Here is a 26,242-nt window from a genome sequence, read left to right on the forward strand (position 1 = left end):
GCACATGCCCTAGGCCCCGGCCGCATTCACCGGCTCGGCCTCGTACAACTCGAACCAGATCGACTTCCCGGCGCCCTGCGGATCCACCCCCCACGCGTCGGCCAGCATCTCCATCAGCACCAGCCCCCGCCCACTGGAGGCCATCTCGCCGGGCCGCCGCATGTGCGGCAGCTCGTCGCTGCCGTCCGCCACATCCACCCGCAGCCGCCGTTTTCCCCGCTCTCCGGTCGCCTCGGCGACCACCAGCGCGTCCCCGTCCGTGTGAAGGAGCACGTTGGTCGCCATCTCGGAGATCATCAGCACCGCCGCATCGACCTGCTCCGGGTCCGACCAGTCGTGCAGCAGCTCCCGCAGCTGTTGCCGGGCCGCCGCGATCCGCTCGGGCTCGGCCTGCGCGATGGTCAGTGCGGCGCGGCGCGGCGCCGCCTGCCGCGGGGCACCCGACTCGCGCCGCAGCAGCAGCACCGCGATGTCGTCCTCGCGGCGGTCGACGAGCGGACCTGTCGTGTAGTGCGAGCCCGGGCCGTGCACCGCCTGCACCAGCGCGTCGGCGAGCTTCTCCAGGTCGCCGGTCTGCTCCTCCAGGACCGGCCGGAGCCGCACCCAGCCGGTCGCCATGTCGTGGCCACCGGTCTCGATCAGCCCGTCCGTGCACAACATGATCGTCTCGCCGGTCTCCAGGACGATCTGGGTCGTCGGATAGTCGGCGTCCGTCTCGACGCCGAGCGGCAGCCCGCCGCCGGTCTGCCGGATCACCGCGGTCCCGTCCGCGCTGATCACCACCGGGTCGGGGTGTCCGGCCCGGGCGATGTCGAGCGTGCCGGTCTCGGGGTCGGCCTCCGCGTACAGACACGTCGCGAAGCGCGGCCCGGTCTCCTCCCCGTCGTCGTACGCGTCGGTGAGCCCGGAGAGGAACCGGGAGGCGCGGGAGAGCACCGCGTCCGGGCGGTGCCCTTCGGAGGCGTACGCGCGCAGAGCGATCCGCAACTGCCCCATCAGCCCGGCCGCCCGCACGTCATGGCCCTGGACGTCGCCGATGACCAGGGCGATACGGCCGTTGGGGAGCGGGATCATGTCGTACCAGTCGCCGCCCACCTGGAGCCCGCCGCCGGTCGGTACGTACCGGGCGGCGACCGTCATGCCGGGGATGTCGGGGCCCAGAGACGGCATCATCGACCGCTGGAGCCCCTGCGAGAGCTCCCGCTCGGTCTCGGCCACCCCGGCCCGTGCCAGAGCCTGGGCGAGCATCCTGGCGACGGTCGTCAGCACCGACCGCTCGTCCGGGGAGAACGACACCGGGTGCCGGAACCCTGCCATCCAGGCGCCTATCGTGCGGCCCGACACGATCAGCGGGAGAAAGGCCCAGGAGCGGCGTCCGAAGCGGCTGGCGAGCGGCCAGGTGGCCGGGAAGCGGCGGTGGTACTCCTCCGGTGAGGGGAGATAGATCGCCCGCCCCGTCCGTACGACCTCCGCGGCCGGATAGTCCGTCTCCAGCGTCATGTCGGTGAACGGGTCCTCGTCGCCCATGGTGTGCCCGTGGTGCCCGATGATCGTCAGGCGGTCGCCCGCGACACCGAAGACGGCGAGCCCGTCCGGCGAGAACCCGGGCATGGAGAGCGACGCGGCGACCCGCAGCACCTCGGCGGTCGACCGGGCCTCGGCCAGCGCCCTCCCCGCGTCCAGGAGGAATGCCTCCCGGGAGCGGCGCCAGTCCCCGGTGATGGGGGTGTGCGCGCCGGTGGTGCCCGGCTGCGGCTCGGCGACCTCCTGGAGCGTGCCGACCAGCAGGTAGCCCTCGCTGCCGGTCGGCAGTGGTTTGGAACGGCTGCGTACGGTACGGAGCACCCGCCCGCGGTCGTCCACGATCCGCAGCCGAGCCTCGGCCAGGGTGCCCTCGAGGACCGCGAGGTTCACCACCCCGTAGATCTCGTTCCAGTCGACCGGATGGAAACGCGCGCGCACCGCCGCCTCCCGGAAGACGCCGGCTTCGGCGGGCAGCTCCAGCAGCCGGGCCGCCTCCGCATCGAGCGTGACGGTCCCGGCTCCGCTGTCCCAGCGCCACAGGCCGGTCGCCGTCGCGGCCAGGACGTCCTCGGTGCGCATTGCCCTACTTTAGGAAGATGTACTCGGCTGACGCCACCGAGGACGGCCGCCGGCGGGCTCCCGCGCAGCGCCCGACCACACCGGATGATCTTGCCTGGGGTTATGGCAATGAAGTGGTGCGGGCTTGGGCGGTAGCCTGGGGAGGCTGAATCCACCCCAACCGCGAAGACTGGATGAACGACGATGCATCGGTACAGGTCCCACACCTGCGGCGAGCTCCGCGCCTCTGACGTCGGCACCGACGTCCGGCTGAGCGGCTGGCTGCACAATCGTCGAGACCTGGGCGGCATCCTCTTCATCGATCTGCGCGACCACTACGGTCTGGTGCAGCTCGTCGCCCGTCCCGGCACGCCCGGCAACGAAGCCCTGTCGAAGCTCACCAAGGAGACCGTCGTCCGGATCGACGGCAAGGTCTCCGCGCGCGGCGCCGACAACGTCAACCCGGAGCTCCCGACCGGCGAGATCGAGATCGAGGTCGCCGAGGTCGAGGTGCTCGGCGAGGCAGCGCCGCTGCCCTTCACGATCAACACCGAGGACGGGGTCAACGAGGAGCGGCGCCTGGAGTACCGCTTCCTCGACCTGCGTCGCGAGCGCATGCACCGCAACATCATGCTGCGCTCCGCCGTCATCGCCTCGATCCGCTCGAAGATGGTGGCCCTCGGCTTCAACGAGATGGCGACCCCGATCCTCACCGCGACCTCCCCCGAGGGCGCCCGTGACTTCGTCGTCCCGTCCCGGCTGAACCCCGGCAAGTTCTACGCGCTGCCGCAGGCCCCGCAGCAGTTCAAGCAGCTGCTGATGATCTCCGGCTTCGACCGCTACTTCCAGATCGCGCCGTGCTTCCGCGACGAGGACGCCCGCGCCGACCGCTCCCCCGGCGAGTTCTACCAGCTCGACGTCGAGATGTCGTTCGTCGAGCAGGAGGACGTCTTCCGGCCGATCGAGAAGCTGATGACCGAGCTCTTCGAGGAGTTCGGCAACGGCCGCCACGTCACGTCGCCGTTCCCGCGGATCCCGTTCCGCGAGTCGATGCTGAAGTACGGCAACGACAAGCCGGACCTGCGCGCCAAGCTGGAGCTCGTCGACATCTCCGACGTCTTCGCGGACTCGGAGTTCAAGGCGTTCGCCGGCAAGCACGTCCGCGCCCTTCCGGTGCCGGACACCGCGGGCCAGTCCCGCAAGTTCTTCGACGGTCTGGGTGAGTACGCCGTCGAGCACGGTGCCAAGGGTCTCGCCTGGGTCCGCGTCGGCGAGGACGGCACCCTCGCCGGTCCGATCGCCAAGTTCCTCACCGAGGCGGACATCAAGACCCTCACCGAGCGCCTGTCGCTCGTTCCGGGCCACGCCGTCTTCTTCGGCGCCGGCGAGTTCGACGAGGTTTCCAAGATCATGTCGGCCGTCCGTGTCGAGGCCGCCAAGCGCGCCGGCCACTTCGAGGAGGGCGTCTTCCGGTTCTGCTGGATCGTCGACTTCCCGATGTACGAGAAGGACGAGGAGACCGGCAAGATCGACTTCTCGCACAACCCGTTCTCCATGCCCCAGGGAGGCCTGGAGGACCTGGAGACGAAGGACCCGCTGGACATCCTCGCCTGGCAGTACGACATCGTCTGCAACGGCATCGAGCTGTCCTCCGGTGCCATCCGTAACCACGAGCCCGAGCTGATGCTCAAGGCGTTCGAGATCGCCGGTTACGACCGTGAGACCGTCGAGCACGAGTTCGCGGGCATGCTCCGCGCGTTCCGTCTCGGCGCCCCGCCGCACGGTGGCATCGCGCCCGGCGTCGACCGCATCGTGATGCTGCTGGCAGACGAGCCGAACATCCGCGAGACGATCGCCTTCCCGCTCAACGGCAACGCGCAGGACCTGATGATGGGCGCGCCCACCGAGCTGGACGAGGGTCGTCTGCGTGAGCTGAACATCCAGCTGCGCAAGCCCGTCGCGGCAGCGAAGGACAAGACCGAGAAGTAGGCCGGTCCCGGACCACCGAGGTCCGCTTCCGTTCCACGTGAAACAGCCCCCGGCCACCGGCCGGGGGCTGTGCCGCGTTCTGCCCCTGGTCGGCAGTCCTGCACAGCAACGCACAGCTCACACACACGCCCCTGCCAGCTCCCCTGCCTAGCCTCACTCTCCATGACAGAGACTCAGGGACCTGCACACAAGAAGGACATGACGCGTCGCCGGGCGGTCCTCGCCGGTGGTGCGGCCATCATCGCCGCCGGTGTCGGGGCGGGCGTCGTCGCCAGCGCCTCGGCCGAGACCACGAGCAGCGGCACCGGGAAGAAGTCCGCCGGCGGGCAGGGCGAGGAGTGCTACCGCCTGACCTCGGAGACCACCGAGGGGCCGTACTACATCGATGCCGACAAGATCAGGAAGGACATCACCGAGGACAGGGAGGGCATCCCGATGACCCTCCGCCTCAAGGTGATCGACTCGGACACCTGCAAGCCGCTGAAGCACGCGGCCGTCGACATCTGGCACTGCGACGCGCTGGGCATCTACTCCGGTTACGAGTCCATGAGCTCGGGCGGCCCCGGCGGCGGCACCCCGCCGAGCGGTGCTCCGACGGATGCCCCGACCGGCGTTCCCACCGACGCCCCGACCGGCACGCCCCCGTCCGGAGGTCCCGGTGGTGGTGGCGGGCACTCGGAGCCCACCGACGACAAGCGCTACCTGCGGGGTACCCAGCTCACCGACAAGCACGGGTACGTGGAATTCAAGACGATCTTCCCGGGCTGGTACCAGGGCCGCTGTGTGCACATCCACACCAAGGTCCACGTCGGCGGCAAGATGACCGACGCCGGATACGAGGGCGGGCGCACCTGTCACACCGGTCAGTTCTTCTTCGCGGAGTCCGCGGTGCTCGACTCGGCGAAGGTCGCGCCGTATTCGACCAGCACGACCACGCGTACGACCCTCACCGAGGACACGATCTACGACCAGAGCGGTGTCACGGGCGGGCTGATGAAGCTCTCGTACCGCAAGAACCACATGGCGCGTGGCGTCGTCGGCTCGATCACGATGGGTGTGGACCCGGACGAGACGCACGACGGCACAGACCTCTGACTCTCCGTTCCTCCGCGGAGTGGAAGGGCCCGGAACCGGTTCGGCAGGGCACGGTTCCGGGCCCTGCCGTGCCTGAGCGACGGCATCTGAACAGCGGGACACGCCCGTGGCGACAGAGAGAACCTGATCGGGTGCGGCCGGATGGCCGCTTTGTCTGATTAGTCGGGATCGGAGTCGGCAAAGACTGGCTCGGGGACTTCGGCGCGGGGACTCGCCTCCGCCGCCTTCGACACCGCCCCCTAGGAGACCCCCGTGCCCGAACGTGTGTCACGTCCACGCAGGTCCAGACGTCCGCCGTACGCCGTCTGTGCCGCACTGTTCCTCGTGTTGACCGGGTGCGGTGTCTCAGGCACCGGACCCACCGCTGTCCCCGGCGCCGGCTCCCGAGCCCCCGCGTCCCCCGGTACCACCGGTGCGGCGGGCCCGGTCGCCGCCGCCCGTGGACCGGCCGCCCCCACGCGTCCTCGCGGGATCCGGTTGCTGGGGCAGGGGATCAGGGCGGCGATCCCGGCCGTTTCCCTGCAGGCACTGGTCGTCACCGGGGACTCGGCCGACTCCAGCCTGGCCACCGCCGTCCTCTACACCCGTGAGGACCCCATGGCGGGCTGGCAGCAGGCCATGGGCCCGTGGCCCGCCCACAACGCCCTTAAGGGCTGGACCGACGAGCACCGGGCGGGTGACCTCCGGACCCCCATCGGGGTCTACGGGCTGACGGCCGCGGGCGGTCTGCTCGCCGCCCCGGGCACCGCGTTCCCGTACGAGCAGAACCCGCTCTTCAAAGTCAGCGGAGAAGGGTTCCAGGGGGACTCTCTGGAGGGGTCCTTCGACTACGTCATCGCCATCGACTACAACCGCATTCCCGGCGCCTCCCCGCTGGACCCGACCCGCCCGCTCGGCGAGGAGCGGGGAGGCGGCATCTGGCTCCATGTCGACCACGGCGGACCGACCCAGGGCTGCATCTCGCTCCCCGCGGACCGGATGAGAGAACTGCTGCGCGCCCTCGACCCGGCAAAGGTGCCGGTGGTCGTGATGGGCGACGCCGCGGCCCTGGCCCGCTGACGACCCAGGGCGTGTGTCGGAAGTCCCGCCTGCCCCGCGACGCCCGGCACGCACGCTCGCTGCGTTGTCGGGCTCGCCCGAGTACGTCCGGTACGAGGACGACCCTCAGCCGTGCGATCGCACGCACCGGACGACGCTCCTCACGGGGCGGAGACCTCCGGTCACGGCACCAGGCACCCGAGGGGCCCGCATGCGCGAGGGGCCCGCACCGTCACCGGTCCGGGCCCCTCTGCTACGTCGCGAGACCTACGCGGGCTTCTCCTCCAGGCGCGGGAACAGCACCGCACCCTTCGTCACCGTCGCGCCCGCCGGCAGCTGACCCCAGTTGCCCGCGTCCTGCACGAGCTGGTCGGGCAGAGCACCCAGGGACGCCTCGGCGCCGAGGGACTCCCACAGCTTCTGCGAGGTCTCCGGCATCACCGAGTTGAGCAGGACCGCGACACCGCGCAGCGCCTCGGCGGCCGTGTACAGGATCGTCGCGAGGCGGGCCCGGCCCTCGGGGGACTCGTCCTTGGCGACCTTCCACGGCTCCTGCTCCGTGATGTAGCCGTTGACCTGCTTCACGAAGTCGAAGATCGCCAGGATGCCGGCCTGGAAGTCCAGCTCCTCGCCGATCTTCCGGTCGGCCGTGGCGGCGGCCTTCGCGAGACCCTCCTGGACGGCCTTCTCGGCCTCACCGGTGGCCGTGGCCTCCGGCAGCGCCCCGCCGAAGTACTTGCCGACCATGGCGGCGACGCGCGAGGCGAGGTTGCCGTAGTCGTTGGCGAGCTCGGAGGTGTAGCGGGCGGTGAAGTCCTCCCAGGAGAACGAGCCGTCGCTGCCGAACGCGATCGCCCGCAGGAAGTACCAGCGATACGCGTCCACACCGAAGTGCGAGGTCAGGTCCTGCGGCTTGATGCCGGTCAGGTTCGACTTCGACATCTTCTCGCCGCCGACCATCAGCCAGCCGTTGGCCGCGACCCTGCCGGGCAGCGGCAGACCCTGCGCCATCAGCATCGCGGGCCAGATGACGGCGTGGAAGCGGAGGATGTCCTTGCCGACCAGGTGCACATTGGCCGGGAACGTCTCGTCGAACTTCTCCTGGTTGGCGCCGTAGCCGACCGCCGTCGCGTAGTTGAGCAGCGCGTCGACCCATACGTAGATGACGTGCTTCTCGTCCCACGGCACCGGGACGCCCCAGTCGAAGGTCGAGCGCGAGATCGACAGGTCCTGCAGCCCCTGCCTGACGAAGTTCACGACCTCGTTGCGGGCGGACTCGGGCTGGATGAAGCCGGGGTTGTTCGCGTAGAACTCCAGCAGCCTCGGACCGTACTCGCTCAGCTTGAAGAAGTAGTTCTCCTCCTTGAGGATCTCCACCGGCTTCTTGTGGACCGCGCACAGTTTCGTGCCGTCCTCGGCCTCGATGAGGTCGCCGGGGAGCTTGTACTCCTCGCAGCCCACGCAGTACGGGCCTTCGTACCCGCCCTTGTAGATCTCGTCCTTGTCGTACAGGTCCTGCACGAACTCCTGAACCCGGTCGGTGTGCCGCTTCTCCGTCGTCCGGATGAAGTCGTCGTTCGCGATGTTCAGGTGCTCCCAGAGGGGCTTCCAGGCCTCCTCGACGAGCTTGTCGCACCATTCCTGCGGGGTGACGTTGTTCGCCTCGGCAGTGCGCATGATCTTCTGACCGTGCTCGTCCGTGCCGGTGAGGTACCACACCTTCTCGCCGCGCTGGCGGTGCCAGCGGGAGAGCACGTCGCCTGCGACGGTCGTGTAGGCGTGGCCCAGGTGAGGAGCGTCGTTGACGTAGTAAATGGGGGTCGAGACGTAGTACGCCGTCGCCCCCTGCTTCTCGGATCCAGTGGCCGCCATGGTCGAAATCCTAACGGCCCGAGGGTGATCCACTCACACCGATAACGGGCGCCCGGTCGGTGGAGACCTTTGCGAAACATGCCTTCCGGTAGCAATGTCCCATCCTGGGAGGGAGTGGACACGCATGTACGAGGCAGGGGACATCACGATGCGGGTACTGGTCGCCGAGGACGAGGAGATCCTTGCGGAGCTCGTCGCCACCGGTCTGCGGCGGGCGGGTTTCGCCGTCGACACCGTCTACAGCGGGGACGCGGCCGTCGCCTACCTGGGGCTCCACGACTACGACGTCGTCGTGCTCGACCGTGATCTGCCTCGGGTGCACGGTGACGACGTGGCGCGCGGACTCGTCGCCTCCGGCTCGCGCACCCGGATCCTGATGCTCACCGCTGCCGGTTCCATGGAGGACCGCGTCTCGGGTCTCGACCTAGGCGCGGACGACTATCTGGGCAAGCCCTTCGAGTTCCCGGAGCTGGTGTCGCGGGTACGGGCGCTGCGGCGGCGCAGTGCCCGGCCGGTGCCGCCGCAGCTGCAGCGGTACGGAGTGCGGCTCGACTCCGTACGGCGCACCGCGTCCCGTGACGGCCGGGAGCTGGATCTCTCACCGAAGGAGTTCACCGTGCTGCAACTGCTGCTGGAGGCGGACGGCGGGACGGTCAGCGCGGAGGAGCTCCTGGAGCGCGCCTGGGACGCCAATGCCGACCCGTTCACCGGCGCCGTCCGCGTCTGCATGAGCAAGCTGCGCGGGAAGCTCGGGGAGCCCGCCCTGATCCGTACGGTGCAGGGCGTGGGGTACGCCCTGTGAAGCGACCATGGGCCGTCCGGCACGCCACCATCCGGACGCGGATCGCGCTCGTGTACGGCGGGGTGTTCCTGGTTCTCGGGACCGCGCTGCTCGTCACCGTCAACCTTGCCTCCCGCGCCGGTACGGACGCCCAGGCCCGCGCGATCGCCGCCACCGCCGCCGTCATCCAGCCGGGTTACGCGGTGAACGGTCCGCTCATCACCCGGCGGAGCCTCGGCCCGCCCACCGTCTACGACCTCACCGACCACGTCAGCGACGCGGCCGGCCACCAACTGCTGATCTGGTCCGCGGCCGCGCTGCTCGTGATGACGGCGTGCGCGGTCGGGGTGGGCTGGTGGACCGCGGGGCGGGTGCTGCGGCCCGTCCACGCGATGACCGCGAAGGCGCGCCGCCTCTCCGAGCACACGCTGCACGAACGGATCGCGTCGAGCGGACCCGACGACGAGCTGAAGGAGCTCGGCGACACGCTGGACGCGCTGCTGGCCCGGCTGCAGAAGGCCTTCGACAGCCAGCGGCGGTTCATCGCCAACGCCTCGCACGAGTTGCGGACACCGCTGGCCACCCAGCGGGCCGCGATCCAGATCGGACTGGACGACCCGACCCCTGAGGATCTTGTACGGACCCGGGAGACGCTCCTCGCCAACAACCGGCGCAGCGAGCGGCTCATCGAGGGGCTGCTGGTGCTGGCGCGCAGCGAGCGGGGGCTCGCGGCGGGCGAGCGGGACGCGGTCGATCTCGCGCAGGTGGTGGCGGAGGAGGCGGCCCGTTATCCGAGTGTGCAGGTCTCCGCGCAGCCGTGCGGGATACGGGGGAACCGGCTGCTGCTGGCCCAGCTGGTGGCCAACCTGCTGGCCAACGCGGTGACGTACAACGTGCCCGACGGGACGGTGGAGGTGTCCCTCGCGCGGGGCGGGGCCGGTGAGGGGGTCCTGGAGGTGCGCAACACCGGGCCGGTGGTGGCGGAGACGGACATCCCGGGGTTCTTCGAGCCGTTCCGGCGGGGCGAGGGCCGCGACCGGATGGGTCCGGGCTCCGGACTCGGTCTTTCGATCGTGCGTTCCATAGCGGTGGCGCACGACGGCACGGTCACGGCGGTGCCGCGCCCCGGGGGCGGGCTCGCCGTGACCGTACGTCTGCCGGTCGAACTGCCTGGTCAGCCCTTGTCGGCGGAGACCTCGCGGGAGGCGAGCCAGGCGGGGAGCGCGGCAAGCAGCTCCTGGTAGAGCGTGGCGTCCGGCACCTCGCGCGGGGCGGGGCCCGCGTGGAAGAACGCGGCGTTCGGGGCGTCCAGCTTCCGCAGGAAGCCGAAGCCCTTCGCGTCCTCCTCGCCGAACGCGACGAACTGGAAGAACAGCGGCAGCCGCGCGGCCTCGACGAGCGCCTGCTTGGCGGGCTGCTTGGTGTCCGGCGGGCCGTCCGTCTGGAAGATCACCAGGGCGGGGCCGGTGGCCTCCGACTTCTCGTAGTGCGCGACGACCTCCTCGACGGCGCGGTGGTAGCTGGTACGGCCCAGGCGGCCGAGTCCCGCGTGCAGTTCGTCGATCCGGCCCTCGTGAGCGGTGAGATCGACCGTGCCCGTGCCGTCGATGTCGGTCGAGAAGAAGACGACGGGCACGGTCGCGTTCTCGTCCAGGTGCGCGGCGAGCGCGAGCGTGCGGTCGCCCAGGTGCTGGGCGCTGCCGTCCTTGTAGAACGGCCGCATGGAGCCGGAACGGTCGAGCACCAGATAGACGGTGGCGCGGAGGCCGGTCAGCCCGTGCGCCTCCAGCGCGGCCTGGGCAGCCTTGTACGGCTCGGCGAGCGCAGGCGCACTGGACGCGACCCGGGCGAGGGGGAGGGCGGGCGTGGGCCCGTCGGAGGCGGGTGCGGGGGCCTCGGCGGGCGTGTCGGTGACGGGGGCCTCTGCGGCCGGTTCCGGTGCGGGCTCTGGGTCGACCGCGGCGGCAACCGGTGCGGGCTCGGGTGCGGAGGCGGGAGCGGTCGGCTCGCTGTCGGCCGGCGTCTCCGGCTCGGCCACGGCCGCCACGACGACCGTCTCCGGCTCGGCCGGGGTCTCCGGTGCGGTCGGCTCGGGCTCGGCGGGCGTCTCCGGCGCGGCGGCCACGGCGACCGGCTCGGCCGCGGGCTCGACCTCGGTTGCAGCAGGCGCGGGCTCAACCTCGGCCACGGCGACCGGCTCGGCCTCGGGTTCGGGCTGGGCCTCGGCGGCGACCGGCTCGGTCTCGGCGGTGGCCTCCTGCTGAGCCTCGGCTGCGGCCGGCGCGACCTCGTCCTCGCCCTTGGCAGTGACCGGCTCGACCTCGGCCCCGAACTCGGCTGCGGCAGGCTCGGCCTCGACCGTGGCCTCCGCGGCGACCGGCTCGGCCTCGACCGTGGCCTCCGCGGCGACCGGCTCAGCCTTGGCGGTGGCCGGCTCGGCCTCGGGCACCGCAGTGACCGCCTCCGCTTCCGGCTCCACCGCAGCCTCGGCAGCAGCCTCCGGCTCAACTTCGGCGGCGACCGGCTCGACCTCCGCGGCGTCCCCCGGCATGGCCTCGGCGGCGACCGGCTCGGCTTCGACTTCCACCTCGGCAGCAACGGGCTCGGCCTCGGCGGCGACCTGCTCGGCTTCGGGCACGACAACAACCGGCTCCGCTGCGGCGGCGACCGGCTCGACCTCGACCTCGGCAGCGACCGGCTCCACCTCCGGCTCCGCAGCGATTGCCTCCGCGGCCGGCTCCACCGGGGCCGCGGCCGGCTCCGGGGCCGAGCCCTGGGCCGGGACGGTGGGCGTGGACTTCGGGGTGGGGGCCGATGCCTTGTCGAAGGCCTCCGCCACCAGGTCCGCCGCCAGCCCGCTCTCGGGCGAGGTGGACCGGCGTGAGGCGGGAGCGGGCACCGAGACCTTGGCGGGCGGGGTGGACGCCGCCACCGTCTCGTCCGCCGTCACCGTCACCGCGACGGGCTCCGACTCCGTCGGCCCGGTGCGCTCCGTCTGGGGCGGGACCGTGGCCGTCGTCGGTTCGTCCTGCTCCGCGCGGTCGCGGCCGAACACCTTGCGCAGCAAGCTCCGAATGCCCATGGGCGAGGCCTTTCGCATGAGTTGGGTGCGATGAATGTCCGTACTGCGGGAATTTATCCCTGGCCAGGGCGGATACGTAAGGTTAGCGGCCGGATCCCGCCGTTCGTTGGTGCGGCCCGCACCCGTGTCAAACGGGCAGCGGTGGCCCTGACTTCACTCCCCGTTCATGAGGAGTCCCTCCTACAGCGTGACTGCGCACCTACCGTCACGCGAGACACACATATGGAGGGAAAACACGTGCGCAACCTGCTGCCGCTCATCAGTTCGCACCCGGGCGGGCGCTCTGCGATGACCTGCCGCTACCGCTGTGGCGACGCCTGCTTCCAGGAGATTCCGAACACCAGCGACAACGAATACGTCGGCGATGTCATCGCCGGTGCCCTTTCGCGCCGTTCGATGATGCGTGCCGCAGCCGTGGTGACCGTTGCCGCGGCCGCCGGGACGACCGTTCTGGCCGGCCCGGCCGCGCCGCAGGCCGAGGCCGCCGCGCTCGCGGGCCAGGGGCACACGCCGGACGGGTCGACGAATCCCGCCGCCTCCGGCGCCCGTGGCCTGCGCTTCGCGCCCGTCGCGCCGAACAAGGACGACAAGGTCACCGTCCCTGACGGCTACGGCCAGAACGTCGTGATCCGTTGGGGCGAGCCGATTCTGCGCGGTGCGCCCGCCTTCGACCCGGACAAGCAGTCCGCGAAGGCGCAGGCGGGCCAGTTCGGTTACAACAACGACTTCCTCTCCCTGCTCCCGCTCCGCGGTGAGCACGGCCGCCAGGTCCTGGTCGCCAATCATGAGTACACGGACGAGAACCTCATGTTCCGTGGCTACGATCCGGCCAACCCGACCCGCGAGCAGGTCGAGATCGCCTGGGCCGCGCACGGACTGTCCGTAGTCGTCGTCCAGGACGAGAGCCGCACCGGCAAGCTGTCGCCGGTCAGCCGCCACCCGCTGAACCGCCGCCTCACCGCGACCAGTGAGTTCGAGGTCACCGGCCCGGCCGCGGGCAGTCCCCTGCTCCGTACGTCCGCCGACCGCACCGGCCGCAAGGTGCTCGGCACGCTCAACAACTGCGCGGGCGGCACGACCCCGTGGGGCACCACGCTGCACGGCGAGGAGAACTTCAACCAGTACTTCGCCAACGGCTCCAGCGACACCGACAAGCGGTACGGCATCGCGGCCGGTGCCACCGAGCGCAAGTGGGAGCGTTTCGACAAGCGGTTCGACCTGGCGCAGGAGCCGAACGAGGCGCACCGCTTCGGCTATGTGGTCGAGCTCGACCCGTACGACCCGGACGCGACGCCGCGCAAGCGCACCGCGCTGGGCCGCTTCAAGCACGAGGCCGCACAGCCCCGCCTGACCGCCGACGGCCGGCCGGTCGTCTACATGGGCGACGACGAACGCTTCGACTACTTCTACAAGTTCGTATCGTCGAAGAGGATGAAGAAGGGGAACTCGCGGGCCGCCCGCGAGCACAACCTCACCCTCCTGGACGAGGGGACTCTGTACGTCGCCAGGTTGACCGGCGACTCCCCGGCCGCCGAGATCGACGGCACCGGGAAGCTTCCCTCCGACGGTGAGTTCGACGGCAGTGGCGTCTGGATCCCACTGGCGACGGGCAACACCTCCCACGTGCCCGGGATGACCGCCGAGGAGGTGTACGTCTTCACGCGGCTGGCCGGTGACAAGGTCGGCGCCACGAAGATGGACCGCCCCGAGGACGTCGAGCCGTCGCCGCGCACCGGCCGGGTCTATGTCGTGCTGACGAACAACACCGACCGCGGCAAGCCGGGCAAGGCGGGCGTCGACGAGGCGAACCCGCGCAACCTGAACAAGCACGGCCAGATCCTGGAGCTCGCGGAGTACGGGGACGACCCGGCGGGCGACGGGTTCGCCTGGCGGCTGTTCCTCGTCGCGGGCGACCCGAACGACCCGGCGACGTACTTCTCCGGCTTCCCCAAGGAGAAGGTCAGCCCCATCTCCTGCCCGGACAACGTGGCGTTCGACCCGCACGGCAACCTGTGGATCGCCACGGACGGCAACCAGCTCGGCTCGCACGACGGCCTGTTCGGGGTTGCCACCCAGGGCGAGCGGTGTGGTGAGCTCAAGCAGTTCCTGACCGTGCCGAGCGGTGCCGAGACCTGCGGTCCGGTGGTGCAGGACCGCCGCGTGCTCGTCGCGGTGCAGCACCCGGGCGAGATCGACGGAGCGTCCGTCGAGAAGCCGGCGAGCAGCTGGCCGGACGGCCCGGGCAGGATCGTGCGCCCGTCGGTCGTCGCTGTCTGGCGCAACGACGGCCGCGACATCGGCGTCTGAGCCCCACCCGCGCAAGCGTTCACGCGGTGGCGACCTGGCGGCGCCACCGCGTGAACTGCGCCTCCGCGTCCCCCGTGTAGGACCACGGCACCCGCACCGCCCGCCCGTCCAGCAGCCGGAACGCGTCCGCGGCCTCCGCGGGCCGTCCCGCGTAACAGGCCGCGTGCGCCAGGTAGTTCAGCTCACCGACCTCCTCGGGGGGCACCGGCCCCGCCGCGCGCATCCCGAGCCACCGCTCCCAGGTGCGGCACACCTCGGTCACCGCAAGCTCGTGGTCCCAGTGCTGCTGCCCGGTGCGCGGCGCCACGACGGGCCGCCCGTGCGTGGCATCGGAGACGTACCGGTACTCCTCGACCCTGGCGACCTGCACCAGCACCGGAAGCGACGAACCGGGCGGCGCCGCGCCCGCCGCGTCGCGCGCGAAGTCGTACATGGTGCCGTGGGTGCCGTGCCAGCGCGCCGAGTAGTAGCGCAGCAGCTGTGTATGCCCCTCCATGTGGTGGGGGTCGCGGCGCAGCAGTTCGTCCCACCACTGCGTGATCCGGCACCGGGCCCCGTCCTCGTACAGCCGCGCCACGGTCAGCAGTGAAGCCCACGGCATCGGGTCGGACGGGCAGGCCTCGGTGGCCCGCAGGCAGCACCGGACGACCCGGTCCACCCGGTCCTGGTCGACGGCGATGCCGCGGCCCGCCATGACGGCCCGCCCGAAGAGCCGTACGACGTCGGTCGCCGCCTTCAGCACGTGCGCGTCGGCGTTCTTCGGTTCTGCGGCGAGCCAGGTCTCCACGGTGGAGCTGCCCGCGGCGGCGTGGGCGAGCAGCCGGGTCCGGTGGGTGCGCAGGGCCCACGCGTTGCCGGTGGTCTGCAGCAGATCGCGTACGCCCTGCCAGCGGCCGATGACGATGTCCTGGCGGGCCGCGGTGAGCGACCGGTCGCCGAAATCCGGGTCGAAGCGCACGGGTGGGGGGGTGCGACGTCGGCGTGCAGCCATGCTCGGAGAGTCGTCTCCTCTCGGGGCTGGTGGGGAGAGGGGCCGGGGATCAGAAGTCGGTGACGATCGTGGCGGAATCGGTGTAGCCGGACGAATCCTCGGCCTGCACGGTCCGTGAGGCATCGAGTTTCGCCGGACGGTAGTACGAGCTGCCGCGCCGCCGGTACCGGAGCATCGGGACGACACCCACGGCAAGACCGCCGAGGCCGAGCGTGAGCGCCGTTCTGCTGAAGTCGCCGAGCGCCTCGAAGAAGATCCAGAACATGAAGAGCGAGCCGGTCAGCGGCCAGAGCCCGCCGAGGACGAAGTCCGGGACCGAGCGGAGGAGCAGTTTGCGGTACGCGACGACGGCGGCCAGCCCCGCGAGCCCGTAGTACACGGCGATCTGCAGCCCGATGGCCTGCACGGCCACCCCCAGGATCCGTTGCACGCGGCCGAGGGCGAGCGAGGAGAGAATCAGGACGAGGGCGACCCCGCCCACGGCAGCGACAGCCACCCACGGCGTGTTCCAGCTGCGGTGCACCCGGCCGAACGCGGCGGGCATCGTGCGGTCGCGGCCCATCGCGAACAGGGAGCGCGTGACCTGGATGAGCGTGGTCTGCAGGGTCGCGACGGTGGACAGCATCACCGCCACCACCAGGAGCTTTCCGCCGACGCCGGGCCACACCTGCTCCCCGAGCACGGTCAGCACGTTGGCGCTGTGCTGCTGGATGTCGTCGACGGAGAGGATCACGTTCACCGCGATCGCGAACACTTCGACGAGCGCGAAGACGGTGAGCACGCCGATGATCCCGGCCAGCCCCGCGGTGCGGCGGCTGTCGCGGGTCTCCTCGCTGAGGTTGCCGGTGACGTCCCAGCCCCAGTAGTAGAACGCGGCGATCAGCGCGCCGGAGGCGAAGCCGGAGACCCCGTCGAAGTGCCCGAAGCCGAGCCAGGACCATTCGAAGGCATGTGCGGCACCGGCCCCGGTGCCCGAGGAGCCGCGGACCAGCGCGACGACCGCGAAGAGCAGCAGGATCACCAGCTCGACGCCGGAGATGAGCAGCTGCGTTCGGGCGCTGAGCCGGGCACCGCCGAGCACGACGAGCAGCATCAGCAGGAACCAGCCCGCCCCGATGAGGGTGGCGAGTGTCGTGTTGTCGGCGAAGCGCGAGTCGATGACGGTCAGCGTCATCGTCCCCGCGGGCAGCGATCCGGCGACCATGAACAGGGTCGCCGCGACGACCAGCGCCCAGCCGCTGAGGAAACCGAGGAACGGGTGCAGGGTCCTGCCGACCCAGGAGTAGCCGGCGCCCGCGTTGACATCGATCCGGCCGAGCTGCCGGTAGGCGAGGGCGATGCCGAGCATCGGTATCGCGCAGTACAGCAGGGCGGCGGGCGCGCCGAGACCGACCGTGCCGACGAGCACGGCACTGGTGGCGGCCAGCGAATAGGCGGGGGCGCTGCCCGCGACCGCCATCACGATCGTGTTGAACGTACCGAGGACATTGGGCTGGAGCCCACGGCCGGGCCGGGCGGGCGTGCTGTGCATCGATGTCTCAACTGCTTCCGGAGGTACGGCGTGCCCGGCGGAGTCCCCGTACATCCTTCAGCGGCACGACATGTGGCGGCATGTCAGAAACAGATCTCCGAAACTCCGAACGGATGTGGTCGGTCCGTTCGAGAAGATCGTCCGCATCGTAGTCCCGTGGTTACAGCTGTGTCGGCTTGAGCGGTACGAGTGTTACGTGACTCCCGTACGAGGTTCAGAGTTCGGGCGGAAGGCCTACAGTCGGAGACATGGTTTCGGGTGAGGCACCGCAGGCGGAGGGAAGCGTCCGCGTCGACAGCTGGATCTGGTCGGTACGGCTGACCAAGACCCGCTCGCAGGCCGCTGCCGCCTGCCGCGCGGGGCACGTCAAGGTCAACGGGGACCGTGCCAAGCCGGCGCAGAACCTGCATGTGGGGGACGAGGTACGGCTCCGGCACGCCGGCCGCGACCGGATCGTCGTCGTGTCCAGGATCGTGAAGAAGCGGGTCGGCCCGCCGGTTGCGGCGGAGTGCTTCGTCGACAACAGCCCGCCCCCACCGCCGCGCGAAGCGGTCATCCAGGTGCCGGTCCGCGACCGCGGCACGGGCCGCCCGACCAAGCGCGACCGCCGCGAGATGGAACGCCTGCAGAGCCGCGGCCACGGGGACCGGCCGGCCTGAGCCTCCCGTCCCCCCGGACGGCGGGCGTGACGCGTTCGTCCGAGCCCGCGTCCGCCTGCGTCTACGGCTGCGGGGAGGCGATCGCCCGCGCCGCCGCGACCTCCTGGCGCAGCGGCGCAAGCACTCCCTCCTCGTCGCCCGGCAGCTCGGTCCGTACGCTCACCAGGTCCTCGCTCGCCCGCAGCCCCTCCGCCAATTCGCGGAGCTGCTGCTGGATCTCGGCCACTTCCTCCGGTGCCGGTTCCGGTGCACCGTGGTCGACCCGGACCCGTGCCGCCGTCGCCGCGTCCACGATTCGCTCGACCGCGACGACCAGGGGCCACCAGGCGGCGGCCCGGGTGCCGACCGGGGGCGGTTCCGTGAGGGCGCGCTGGAACTCGGACCGTACGGAGGACAGATCGCGGTAGATGCGCCGCCGCGCCCGTACCCGTTCCGCCTGGTCGACGGGGGATGTCCGCTCGCCCCCGCGACCGTCACTGCCGGGGTCGAAGGCGCACGCCACATAGTCGGCGATGTCCGTGACCGCGTTGGCGAGCCGGTGTCCGATCCGGGTGTGCCAGCTCTCCGGCCACAGCAGATAACCCGCCACGAGCACGATCGCGCAGCCGAGGAGACTGTCCACCAGGCGCGGCTCGACCAGGGCGACGCCCTGGTGGTTCAGCACGTCGGACAGCAGCAGGATGACCGGCGTGATGGCCGCGGTCTGGAATGCGTACCCCTTGGCCGTGAACGCCGGGATCAGCGCGGCCAGCACCACCATCACGAGCACGTCCCACCACCCGATCGGCACCGCGGCGAGGATCGGCGTGGCGATGACGAGACCGGCCGCCGTGCCCACGGCGCGCAGCACCGCACGCGAGAAGACCGAGCCGAAGTCCGGCTTCAGCACGAACGTGACGGTCAGTGCCACCCAGTAGGAGCGGTCCACGGCGACCAGCGAGGTCAGCGCCTGGGCCAGGCCGATGCAGAGGGCCAGTCGCAGTCCGTACCGCCAGGACGTCCTGGAGAACAGCACGGTCCGGGTCGCCCGCCGCATTCGTACCCCCAGCGCGGCGGGGCGTCCGAGCCGGTCGTCGACGTTGTACGGATCGACGTCGGCGTTGTGCACGACGGCCGCCGCGTGACGCAGCGCGCCGTCCACGGCCCGGGTGGCGGGCGAGTCGGGCGCGGGCAGCTCCGGTTCGGCGCCCCCGGTGCGGCTCTCCTCGACGGCCGCCGCCAGTTCCCGTACCGCCGCCGGGATCGCGTCGGGCAGCCGGGACCGCCGCACATGCACCGCGGGCGCCGCCTCGACGAGCGGGATGACCACATTGAGCTGGGCGAGCAGCCGCACCATCGCGCCGCTGCGCCCGTGGTAGCGGGCCCGGCGGGCGAGGATCAGGTCGTACGAGGTGTTCAGCGACTGGGTGACCGCCTGCCGCCGCTTCTCGTACGCGTCGGTGCCCGCGGCGGCCAGCAGATCGGCGACGGCGAGGTACGTGTCCGCGACCGCGACCCGCTCCGGCAGTTTCCGCCGCATCGGCCAGGCCAGCAGCGTCAGGGCGAGCACGAACAGTCCACCGAGTGTCAGCAGCAGCGGCGCCACCCACCAGGGGGCCGGCAGGGGCAGTCCGGCTCCGACGACCGAGTTGAGCAGGAGCAGCAGCCCTGAAACGGACGCGACCGCGCCGATCGTCGACATCATCCCGGAGAGCAGCCCGACGGCGGTCAGCACGGCGACGGCGGCCCAGCCGGTCCCGTACACCAGCGTGCCGAGCATGATGCCGACCGCTCCGAACAGCTGGGGCACGGCGATGTTCAGGACTCGCATCCGGTACGCGTCGGCGGTGTCGCCGATGACACCGGAGAGCGCGCCCATGGAGACGAGCGCGCCGTAGGCCGGCCGGTCGAGCGCGAAGCCGACGGCCAGTGGTCCGGCCATGGCGATGGAGGCGCGGACGGCGGCGGCCCACGGGATGGGAGCGGAGAGCGGACGGAGCCCGCTCAGCAGCCAGCTCGGTGGTGCGGCACGCTTCCGTTCCGCCTCGGCCTCTGTCAACGGGCTCCCCCTACGACGACGTACGGTCAGCTCTGGTAGCCCTCTGCTTCGTCGGCGGGACGGATCCTTGCCGCGTTCGGGTCGTCGCCGAACTCGCCGAGGGCGCGACGCTGCCGCAGCAGGTCCCAGTACTGATCGAGTTGGACCTCCACGGTACGCAGGCGCGACCTCTCGTGGGCCCGGAGGCCCCGTTCCGGGTGGAGCGTTCGCGAAGGGTCCGCTCCTCGGAGATCAGGCCGCCGATGTTGTCGAAGATCTCCTGCCCGTCCCTGTCGTCTCCCCCCGGAAATTCTGAACGCGGGTCAGAGCGCGAACAGGGTCTTGCCACGGGCGCCGCCCGTGCGGTTCCGGTCGAGCGCCTGCGGGGCCTTCTCCAGCGGGAGTTCGATGTCGATGGGCACCTTGAGTACGCCCTCCAGGGCCCCCGTCGCCAGGACGTCGAGCAGCACAGGTGTCGGCTCCAGGTGGAAGTCGATACCGCTGACACCGGCGGGAAGGGCGGCCCGCCAGGCGACGCCCCGTGTGGAGACGGCCACACCCCCGGCCCGTACCAGTGCCGCATGCGCCACGAAGCCGTCCGGGGTGGTGGACACCAGGTCGACGAGCGCGTCGACGCCTTCCGGGCACGCCTCCCGCACCGCCGCTTCGAGCGGAAGGGCCGTCGTGTCGATCGTGACCGCGGCGCCGAGCGCCCTCATCCGCCCGCGCTCCTCGCCGCGCACGGCGGCGAGGACGCGCAGGTCCCGGGCGGACGCGAGCTGGGTCAGATAGCTGCCGACGCCGCCCGCCGCCCCGATGACGAGCAGACTCTCGTGGCCGCGGAGCACCACGGTCTCCAGGAGCTGCGCCGCGGCCATCCCGGCGGACGGCAGCGCCGCAGCGGTCCGGAGCGGGAGACCGTCCGGGACCAGGGTGATCGTGGAGTCCTGCGGGACGGACACGTAGTCGCAGTACGTGCCCGCGCCGGCCGGTGATCCGCTCACCCGGCCGAAGACCTCGTCGCCGACCCGGAAGCGGTTCTCGCCGCTGCCGATCATGTCCACCCGGCCTGCGTAGTCCACGCCGACGACCAGCGGGAACACCGGCTCCGCAGAACCTTCCCGGGCGTTGTCCGCGATCTGCCAGTCGCACGGGTTGAGCGCGGCGTACACGATCTTCACCCGCACCTCGCCGGCCCGGGGATCCGGCTTGGGAAGCTCGATCAGTGAAGGATCGGCCCGGAACGCGCTGACGGCTATGGCTCGCATACGGAAGACCTCTCAGTCGACCCCGACGGTCACGCAGTCCTGGACTCCACTCTTGCCCGGCCCGCTCGACGCCGCACGTCGAACCGGGCGCGGCGCCCGGCGCTCAGCCGGCGTGCAGGTCGAGCCCGACGTGGAGCGCCCGGTGGTCGGTGCCGTCGAGGCGCAGGAAGCGGGCGGACCGTACCGAGAAGTCGTCGCTGACCAGCACATGGTCGATCTGGGTGCGCAGTGGGGTGGAGCGGTCCGCGGGCCAGGAGTACGTACGGGAGGCGCCGGCGACGCGGGCGCTGTCGTGGAGGCCGCCCGCGTCGAGGACGGCGCGGAACGCGGCATGGTCCTGGGAGGCGTTGAAGTCACCCGCCACGATGGTGGGGCTCCCCTTCGAGCCTGCCGCGAAGTCCCGGACCCGGCCGAGTTCCGTGCGCCACCCGCCGACCATGCCGGGGATCGGTGGCATCGGATGCGCGAGCTGCAACCGGACGTCCTGGCCCGCCACGACGGCCACCGAACCCGGCATCGCCATCACCCCGTCGATCCCGCCCGTCAAGCGCAGCGGATGACGGCTGAGGATCGCCGAACCGAGCGAGCCGTCGAGCCGGACGACATTGCGGTACGGGTACGCGGTGTGCGGGACCCGGGCGGCGAGGGCGTCGGCGCAGTGGAAGTCGCACTCCTCGACGAAGACGATGTCGGGCCGTGCACGGCGGACCGTGGTGATCAGTGCGTCGGTGGCGCCACCGAACTCCACATTGGAGGTGAGCACGCTCAGCCGGGCGAGGACCGGACCGTGCGCGCCCGTGGAACCGGGCCCGTAGGGGCGCAGGAACCACACGATCAGGGCGAGCACGACGGCCGCCCACACCATTCCCGTACGCCACCGGGCCAGTGCGGCGAGCCCCAGGCCGACCCCGCCCGGCACCAGCAGCCAGGGCAGGAAGGCGAGAGCCTGCGGCACGGGCGTCATACCGTCGGCGCCGACTGCCCTGAACCCGACGACGACGCTCACCACCACCAGCGTGAGAGCCGCACCCCAGAGCGCGGGTCGCCTGCGTATAGCCGTACCGGCGGGTTCGGTGCTGTTCACAGGGGGCCTTTCGCGAGGACCGGGCAGAGGGCTGCCCGCATCCTCTCCCGGGGCGGGGCGTGCCGGATCAAGCCCGTACGGCGGATCCCCGCCCCGTCCATCCCCGCGCGACCATCGCACACAGCGCCACTGCCAGCCCCGCACCGAGAACGATCCACACCGTCGTACGGAGCGAAGCCGTCAGCGCGTCGTAGACCGCCGCCGCCGCGTCGTGGTCGCTGCCCGGCACCCCGGCCAGCACCCGGTTCCGGGCGATCGCGATCAGTGCGCGCAGCACGAGCGCGCCGAGGGCGAATCCGAGCCCGACGAGCGCCGTGGCCGTCAGTGCGGAAAGGGCGGCGCCCCGGCGTCCCGGCAGGCCACGCACCGCCGCGACGGCCACGGACGCGAGAGCGAACAGCACGGTCCCGACCGCGGGCCAGATGCTGCCGGCGCGGAGCAGGCGGAAGGTGTGGCGCAGCTGGTCGGCGCGGTCGGCGGAGATCAGCGTGATCTCGGTGTGCTGGACCGGAATCCGGTCGGCGAGCGGCACCCCGCTGTCCAGCAGATTGTGTTTGACCTGCTCCGACACCGGCGCCAGATCGATGGTCACTGCCTCGCCGGTGTTTCCGTTCAGCGCGGCGGTGACCGCCTGGTGGGCGGTGCGGTTGGCGGCGTCCCAGGCGATACGGAAGGCATTGGTGGTGGCGAACGACTGCACCGCCTCGTACAGGAAGCCCCGCACGGTGTCCTGGAGCGGCCCGGCGTCGATCTGCTTCATCGCCTCGTCGGTGATCAGACCGGCCACGATGGCCTGTACATCGGGGTCGGAGGCGAGCGGTTCCACCGCGGCGACGTATCGGTCCGTGTTGTCGATCTCCAGATCGACCCAGGCGGCCAGCGCACTCAGCGGGACGAGGACGGCGAGCAGCACAAGCAGAACCGTCGACAACGCCACCGAGAGAGAGGTCCGCACCCCTCAAGGGAATCCCGGACGGCAGCGGTGCGCTCCGGGCGGTGCGCCATTCGAGTTGCCGGGCCCCACGACGGGGTGTGCCCTGGAGTGAACGGGGTGACGGAAGGAGCTTTCGGCCATGACGACACACGCTTCGATGCCGACGCGGCGGCGCACGCGGGCGCGCCCCCACCGCCCCAGCACACTCAGCTGGGCCATGCCTGTCGCCCTCGGTGTGATCGCGGGCTGGTGGGCGACGTCCATCGTGCGCGGCGGCGGTGTGCTCACCGGCACGCAGCTCGCGCTCGGTCTGATCACCGGCGCCGTGCTGGCGGCGCTCTGCTACGGCCTCGGCCGGGTACAGAAGCGACTGCCGACGGGAACCAAGGCCACCGCGTACGGCGTGCTGTTCGGCGGTACGGTCGGCTTCCTGTACAGCCTGTCCGACAAGAGCGTGCTCGCGTCCTCCGTCCTGGCCCTGGTGACGGGAGCCGCGATGTGGGTGTGCGCCTTCTACGCGTTCCACGTGACGGAGGACTGACTCCGCGCCCCGTCTCCTCCTTCATCCTTGACCTTCTCCGCGGGGGAAGCCCCAGCATCGGCGGGGCCGGGCGGGACCGTCCGGTACGAGGAGGTCTGCGGTGGAACGCGAGGACTCGCGGGCGTATCTGCTGCGCGGTGGTGAGCTGTTCCGGATCACGCACGACCACAGCTTGGTCCAGTCGATGATCGACGACGGTTCGCTCACCGAGGAGGAAGCCGCCTCGCATCCGCAGCGCGCCCTGCTGCTGGGCGCCCTGATGGGCGGCACCGCGCAGGACCATGCCCCGGTGCGCCCGGATGTACACCTGCGGGAAGTCCGGTCCGGCGACCGCTATCTGCTCTGCTCGGACGGCCTGTCGGCGGTGGTCGACGGTGCGGATCTGGCCCGGGAACTCGGCGCGGCGGACGGCCCCGACACGGCCGTACGGGAGCTGGTCGCCCTGGCGGGTGTGGCGGGGGCCCCGGACAACGTGATGTGTGTCGTCGCGGACGTGGTGGAGCTGTAGGAAAGGATTCGAGGAGGGGCGGCCCCGAACGGGACCGCCCCTCCTTTTCGTTCCTCGAGTTCACCCGGTCAGTCGCGGACGACCGTCACCGGGCACGGCGCGTGCTGGGTGACATGGAGGCTGACCGACCCGAGCAGGGTCGCCTTGAAGCCGCTGTATCCGCGTGCCCCGACGACCAGCAGGTTCGCGCCCTTCGCGCGGTCCAGCAGGGCCTGTGCGGGGTTGCCGATCACCACGATCTTGCTGACCGCGGCCGCGCCCTCGGCGCCGAGGGCCTCCTCCAGCGCTTCGGTGAGCGAGACGGTCGCCAGAGCCTGCGGATCGAAGTCCTCCGGCATACCCGGCATCATGGACGCCCAGCTGGTCGCGGGGTACTCCCAGCTGTTGACGGCCTCCACCGAGTCACCGGTCAGCTCGGCCTGGCGTACGGCCCAGTGCAGCGCCTTGATCGACGACTCGGAGCCGTCCACGCCCACCACGATCCTGCCCATCTCTGCCTCCAGCTCGGTTCAGCTCACATCTGCGTGATGCACCTCACGGTGCACTTTTACGGATAACTGTAATCAAACCGGACAGAGGTTCTCCGGGTGGGTCCGCCCCGCTCGGGCGGCGGCAGGTCAGTCCAGCCGCAGGTCGGCGAGTTGCTGCTCGAACGGCACCACCTCGTCGTCGAGCCCCGGTGCCCTGGACGCCCCGGAGACCGCCCGGCCGCCCGCGATCATCCCCGCGAGTTCGCCGCCCGCGCGCCGGATCCGGGACGGCAGCCCCTCGGTGTACTCGTCACCGGACGAGCCCCAGTCCTCCGACGCTGCGTACACGGACGTCGGCACGACGGTGGCTCGCAGGTAGGCGAAGAGCGGCCGCATCGCGTGCTCCAGGACGAGCGAGTGCCGGCCGGTGCCGCCGGTCGCCGCGACGAGGACGGGCTTGCCGGTCAGCGCCGTGTTGTCGATCAGGTCGAAGAACGACTTGAACAGCCCGCTGTACGAGGCGGTGAAGACCGGCGACACGGCTATCAGGCCGTCCGCCGCCGTCACCGCGTCGATCGCCTCGCCCAGCGCCCGCGGCGGGAACCCCGTCACCAGGTGGTTCGCGATGTCGACGGCGAGATCGCGCAGCTCGATCACCCGGACCTCCACCGGCCGGTCCTGCTCGGCGGCCAGCCGCTCCCGGGCGGCGGCCGCCAGCCGGTCGGCCAGGAGCCGGGTCGACGACGGCTGGCTCAGCCCTGCGGACACCGCGACGATCTTCAGAGCCTCGTTCTGCATGGTGGGTCAGATCTCCTTCGTGCGGGCGGCGACGGCCGGGTGGACGGGGGCGGACTCCGGCACTCCGGCCGGCCGCATGTTGGCGAACTCCTTGCGCAGCACCGGGACGACCTCCTCGCCGAGGATGTCGAGCTGCTCCAGCACCGTCTTCAGGGGGAGTCCGGCGTGGTCCATCAGGAACAGCTGGCGCTGGTAGTCGCCGACGGCGTCACGGAACGACAGGGTCCGTTCGATGACCTCCTGCGGGGAGCCGACGGTCAGCGGTGTCTGCTGCGAGAAGTCCTCCAGTGAGGGCCCGTGTCCGTAGACCGGCGCGTTGTCGAAGTACGGGCGGAACTCCCGTACCGCGTCCTGCGAGTTCTTCCGCATGAACACCTGGCCGCCGAGGCCGACGATGGCCTGCTCGGCGGTGCCGTGCCCGTAGTGCGCGTACCGCTGCCGGTAGAGGTTCACCATCTTCTTGGTGTGCTCGATGGGCCAGAAGATGTTGTTGTGGAAGAACCCGTCGCCGTAGTACGCGGCCTGCTCCGCGATCTCCGGGGAGCGGATGGAACCGTGCCAGACGAACGGCGGGACGCCGTCCAGCGGGCGCGGGGTCGCGGTGAAGGACTGCAGGGGTGTACGGAACTTGCCCTCCCAGTCGACGACGTCCTCCCGCCACAGCTTGTGCAGCAGGGCGTAGTTCTCGATGGCGAGCGGGATGCCCTGGCGGATGTCCTTGCCGAACCACGGGTAGACCGGCCCGGTGTTCCCGCGCCCCATCATCAGGTCGACCCGGCCGTCCGCGAGGTGCTGCAGCGTCGCGTAGTCCTCGGCGATCTTCACCGGGTCATTGGTGGTGATCAGCGTCGTGGACGTCGAGAGGATCAGGTTCTCGGTGCGGGCGGCGATGTAGCCGAGCGTGGTCGTCGGCGAGGACGGGACGAACGGCGGGTTGTGGTGCTCGCCGGTCGCGAAGACGTCCAGGCCCACTTCCTCGGCCTTCAGGGCGATCGCGAGGGTCGCCTTGATCCGCTCGTGCTCGGTCGGTGTCCTGCCGGTGGTGGGGTCGGTGGTGACGTCTCCGACGGTGAAGATCCCGAACTCCATGGCGCCCGCCTCCGTGGGGGTGATGGTTGAACCTTGAACTACCTGGCACACCCTACAACGGGGCACCCGTTCTCCCTATTCCGCCGCCCGGAGCGGGGATCCCGGC

General features: G+C 71.0%; 21 protein-coding genes and 1 pseudogene. 9 read left to right on the top strand and 13 right to left on the bottom strand.

The features are described 5' to 3' along the window. Window positions 1–9: 9 nt before the first annotated feature. A complete protein-coding gene (locus ACFU6I_RS12420; RefSeq protein WP_384364397.1) occupies window positions 10–2,103 on the bottom strand; it encodes a SpoIIE family protein phosphatase in 2,094 nt (697 codons plus the stop codon). A gap of 183 nt (window positions 2,104–2,286) precedes the next feature. On the opposite strand from ACFU6I_RS12420, the gene aspS reads away from it, so the two are divergent. From aspS to ACFU6I_RS12435, 3 genes are all read left to right on the top strand, one after another. Continuing rightward, window positions 2,287–4,071, top strand: a complete 1,785-nt coding sequence (aspS, locus tag ACFU6I_RS12425; protein WP_345517259.1) for an aspartate--tRNA ligase — start codon at window positions 2,287–2,289, stop codon at window positions 4,069–4,071. Between the two features lie 162 nt (window positions 4,072–4,233). After that, window positions 4,234–5,166, top strand: coding sequence for an intradiol ring-cleavage dioxygenase (locus tag ACFU6I_RS12430; protein WP_384364399.1), 933 nt, complete (start codon window positions 4,234–4,236; stop codon window positions 5,164–5,166). Window positions 5,167–5,430: 264 nt separating this feature from the next. After that, window positions 5,431–6,225 carry a L,D-transpeptidase family protein gene (locus ACFU6I_RS12435; RefSeq protein ID WP_384364529.1) on the top strand — a complete coding sequence of 265 codons (795 nt, stop codon included), beginning with the start codon at window positions 5,431–5,433 and terminating at the stop codon, window positions 6,223–6,225. Between the two features lie 246 nt (window positions 6,226–6,471). On the opposite strand, the gene metG is transcribed toward ACFU6I_RS12435, so the two are convergent. Next, window positions 6,472–8,076: a methionine--tRNA ligase gene (gene metG / locus ACFU6I_RS12440; protein ID WP_384364401.1), complete on the bottom strand. Its 1,605-nt coding sequence runs from the start codon at window positions 8,074–8,076 to the stop codon at window positions 6,472–6,474. 148 nt (window positions 8,077–8,224) lie between these two features. Here metG and ACFU6I_RS12445 point away from each other — a divergent pair, with 148 nt between their 5' ends. Together ACFU6I_RS12445 and ACFU6I_RS12450 are read left to right on the top strand one after the other, a co-directional pair. Further along, window positions 8,225–8,878, top strand: coding sequence for a response regulator transcription factor (locus ACFU6I_RS12445; protein WP_384364532.1), 654 nt, complete (start codon window positions 8,225–8,227; stop codon window positions 8,876–8,878). Further along, window positions 8,875–10,101 carry a sensor histidine kinase gene (locus ACFU6I_RS12450; protein WP_384364403.1) on the top strand — a complete coding sequence of 409 codons (1,227 nt, stop codon included), beginning with the start codon at window positions 8,875–8,877 and terminating at the stop codon, window positions 10,099–10,101. The genes ACFU6I_RS12445 and ACFU6I_RS12450 overlap by 4 nt, the downstream gene beginning before the upstream one ends. Here the strand turns inward: ACFU6I_RS12450 and ACFU6I_RS12455 are convergent. Next, window positions 10,032–11,939, bottom strand: coding sequence for a VWA domain-containing protein (locus ACFU6I_RS12455; protein ID WP_384364405.1), 1,908 nt, complete (start codon window positions 11,937–11,939; stop codon window positions 10,032–10,034). The genes ACFU6I_RS12450 and ACFU6I_RS12455 overlap by 70 nt on opposite strands. A 237-nt stretch (window positions 11,940–12,176) precedes the next feature. Between ACFU6I_RS12455 and ACFU6I_RS12460 the strand changes: the two genes are divergently transcribed. Further along, entirely contained in the window at window positions 12,177–14,246 is a 2,070-nt protein-coding gene (locus ACFU6I_RS12460) for a PhoX family protein (protein WP_384364407.1), read from the top strand. Window positions 14,247–14,265: 19 nt separating this feature from the next. Here the strand turns inward: ACFU6I_RS12460 and ACFU6I_RS12465 are convergent, their stop codons facing one another. Both ACFU6I_RS12465 and ACFU6I_RS12470 read right to left on the bottom strand, forming a co-directional pair. Then, window positions 14,266–15,237 carry a hypothetical protein gene (locus ACFU6I_RS12465; protein ID WP_384364409.1) on the bottom strand — a complete coding sequence of 324 codons (972 nt, stop codon included), beginning with the start codon at window positions 15,235–15,237 and terminating at the stop codon, window positions 14,266–14,268. Between the two features lie 49 nt (window positions 15,238–15,286). Continuing rightward, window positions 15,287–16,768, bottom strand: a complete 1,482-nt coding sequence (locus ACFU6I_RS12470) for an APC family permease (RefSeq protein WP_384364411.1) — start codon at window positions 16,766–16,768, stop codon at window positions 15,287–15,289. A gap of 248 nt (window positions 16,769–17,016) precedes the next feature. Here ACFU6I_RS12470 and ACFU6I_RS12475 point away from each other — a divergent pair, with 248 nt between their 5' ends. Then, on the top strand, window positions 17,017–17,427 hold the full coding sequence (locus tag ACFU6I_RS12475; RefSeq protein WP_384364413.1) for an RNA-binding S4 domain-containing protein: 411 nt from the start codon (window positions 17,017–17,019) through the stop codon (window positions 17,425–17,427). A gap of 61 nt (window positions 17,428–17,488) precedes the next feature. Here ACFU6I_RS12475 and ACFU6I_RS12480 read toward each other — a convergent pair whose 3' ends face one another. The 5 genes from ACFU6I_RS12480 to ACFU6I_RS12500 form a co-directional block, all read right to left on the bottom strand. Beyond that, window positions 17,489–19,465 carry an FUSC family protein gene (locus ACFU6I_RS12480; RefSeq protein ID WP_384364415.1) on the bottom strand — a complete coding sequence of 659 codons (1,977 nt, stop codon included), beginning with the start codon at window positions 19,463–19,465 and terminating at the stop codon, window positions 17,489–17,491. Window positions 19,466–19,491: 26 nt separating this feature from the next. Further along, window positions 19,492–19,617, bottom strand: a complete 126-nt coding sequence (locus ACFU6I_RS12485; protein WP_384364417.1) for a DUF2630 family protein — start codon at window positions 19,615–19,617, stop codon at window positions 19,492–19,494. 150 nt (window positions 19,618–19,767) lie between these two features. After that, the gene (locus tag ACFU6I_RS12490; RefSeq protein ID WP_384364419.1) at window positions 19,768–20,712 is read right to left on the bottom strand and encodes an NADP-dependent oxidoreductase; all 945 of its coding nucleotides are present in this window, start codon (window positions 20,710–20,712) and stop codon (window positions 19,768–19,770) included. 103 nt (window positions 20,713–20,815) lie between these two features. Beyond that, window positions 20,816–21,796, bottom strand: coding sequence for an endonuclease/exonuclease/phosphatase family protein (locus ACFU6I_RS12495; protein ID WP_384364421.1), 981 nt, complete (start codon window positions 21,794–21,796; stop codon window positions 20,816–20,818). Between the two features lie 67 nt (window positions 21,797–21,863). Further along, window positions 21,864–22,751, bottom strand: a complete 888-nt coding sequence (locus ACFU6I_RS12500) for a hypothetical protein (RefSeq protein ID WP_384364423.1) — start codon at window positions 22,749–22,751, stop codon at window positions 21,864–21,866. Window positions 22,752–22,869: 118 nt separating this feature from the next. Here ACFU6I_RS12500 and ACFU6I_RS12505 point away from each other — a divergent pair, with 118 nt between their 5' ends. Both ACFU6I_RS12505 and ACFU6I_RS12510 read left to right on the top strand, forming a co-directional pair. Further along, window positions 22,870–23,271: a hypothetical protein gene (locus tag ACFU6I_RS12505; protein ID WP_327245491.1), complete on the top strand. Its 402-nt coding sequence runs from the start codon at window positions 22,870–22,872 to the stop codon at window positions 23,269–23,271. 82 nt (window positions 23,272–23,353) lie between these two features. Continuing rightward, window positions 23,354–23,779: pseudogene (locus ACFU6I_RS12510) on the top strand (PP2C family protein-serine/threonine phosphatase); the annotation flags it as partial. A 68-nt stretch (window positions 23,780–23,847) separates the two neighbouring features. On the opposite strand, the gene ACFU6I_RS12515 reads toward ACFU6I_RS12510, so the two are convergent. The 3 genes from ACFU6I_RS12515 to ACFU6I_RS12525 form a co-directional block, all read right to left on the bottom strand. Beyond that, the gene (locus tag ACFU6I_RS12515) at window positions 23,848–24,270 is read right to left on the bottom strand and encodes a universal stress protein (protein WP_358860868.1); all 423 of its coding nucleotides are present in this window, start codon (window positions 24,268–24,270) and stop codon (window positions 23,848–23,850) included. Between the two features lie 126 nt (window positions 24,271–24,396). Then, the gene (locus tag ACFU6I_RS12520) at window positions 24,397–25,047 is read right to left on the bottom strand and encodes an FMN reductase (protein ID WP_345517275.1); all 651 of its coding nucleotides are present in this window, start codon (window positions 25,045–25,047) and stop codon (window positions 24,397–24,399) included. A gap of 6 nt (window positions 25,048–25,053) precedes the next feature. Then, window positions 25,054–26,136: an LLM class flavin-dependent oxidoreductase gene (locus ACFU6I_RS12525; RefSeq protein ID WP_345517276.1), complete on the bottom strand. Its 1,083-nt coding sequence runs from the start codon at window positions 26,134–26,136 to the stop codon at window positions 25,054–25,056. Window positions 26,137–26,242: the final 106 nt, after the last annotated feature.

Origin of the sequence: Streptomyces sp. NPDC057486, from assembly GCF_042802415.1 — a bacterium.
In the GTDB taxonomy this organism is placed as follows: Bacteria; Actinomycetota; Actinomycetes; order Streptomycetales; family Streptomycetaceae; genus Streptomyces; species Streptomyces yanii.

Excerpts from the sequence above, each read along its gene's own strand:
- ACFU6I_RS12430 (WP_384364399.1), top strand. The coding sequence starts at position 4,234 with ATGACAGAGACTCAGGGACCTGCACACAAGAAGGACATGACGCGTCGC.
- aspS (WP_345517259.1), top strand. The coding sequence starts at position 2,287 with ATGCATCGGTACAGGTCCCACACCTGCGGCGAGCTCCGCGCCTCTGAC.
- ACFU6I_RS12420 (WP_384364397.1), bottom strand. The coding sequence starts at position 2,103 with ATGCGCACCGAGGACGTCCTGGCCGCGACGGCGACCGGCCTGTGGCGC.
- metG (WP_384364401.1), bottom strand. The coding sequence starts at position 8,076 with ATGGCGGCCACTGGATCCGAGAAGCAGGGGGCGACGGCGTACTACGTC.
- ACFU6I_RS12515 (WP_358860868.1), bottom strand. The coding sequence starts at position 24,270 with ATGGGCAGGATCGTGGTGGGCGTGGACGGCTCCGAGTCGTCGATCAAG.
- ACFU6I_RS12475 (WP_384364413.1), top strand. The coding sequence starts at position 17,017 with ATGGTTTCGGGTGAGGCACCGCAGGCGGAGGGAAGCGTCCGCGTCGAC.
- ACFU6I_RS12470 (WP_384364411.1), bottom strand. The coding sequence starts at position 16,768 with ATGCACAGCACGCCCGCCCGGCCCGGCCGTGGGCTCCAGCCCAATGTC.
- ACFU6I_RS12520 (WP_345517275.1), bottom strand. The coding sequence starts at position 25,047 with ATGCAGAACGAGGCTCTGAAGATCGTCGCGGTGTCCGCAGGGCTGAGC.
- ACFU6I_RS12465 (WP_384364409.1), bottom strand. The coding sequence starts at position 15,237 with ATGGCTGCACGCCGACGTCGCACCCCCCCACCCGTGCGCTTCGACCCG.
- ACFU6I_RS12445 (WP_384364532.1), top strand. The coding sequence starts at position 8,225 with ATGCGGGTACTGGTCGCCGAGGACGAGGAGATCCTTGCGGAGCTCGTC.
- ACFU6I_RS12525 (WP_345517276.1), bottom strand. The coding sequence starts at position 26,136 with ATGGAGTTCGGGATCTTCACCGTCGGAGACGTCACCACCGACCCCACC.
- ACFU6I_RS12455 (WP_384364405.1), bottom strand. The coding sequence starts at position 11,939 with ATGGGCATTCGGAGCTTGCTGCGCAAGGTGTTCGGCCGCGACCGCGCG.
- ACFU6I_RS12490 (WP_384364419.1), bottom strand. The coding sequence starts at position 20,712 with ATGCGAGCCATAGCCGTCAGCGCGTTCCGGGCCGATCCTTCACTGATC.
- ACFU6I_RS12505 (WP_327245491.1), top strand. The coding sequence starts at position 22,870 with ATGACGACACACGCTTCGATGCCGACGCGGCGGCGCACGCGGGCGCGC.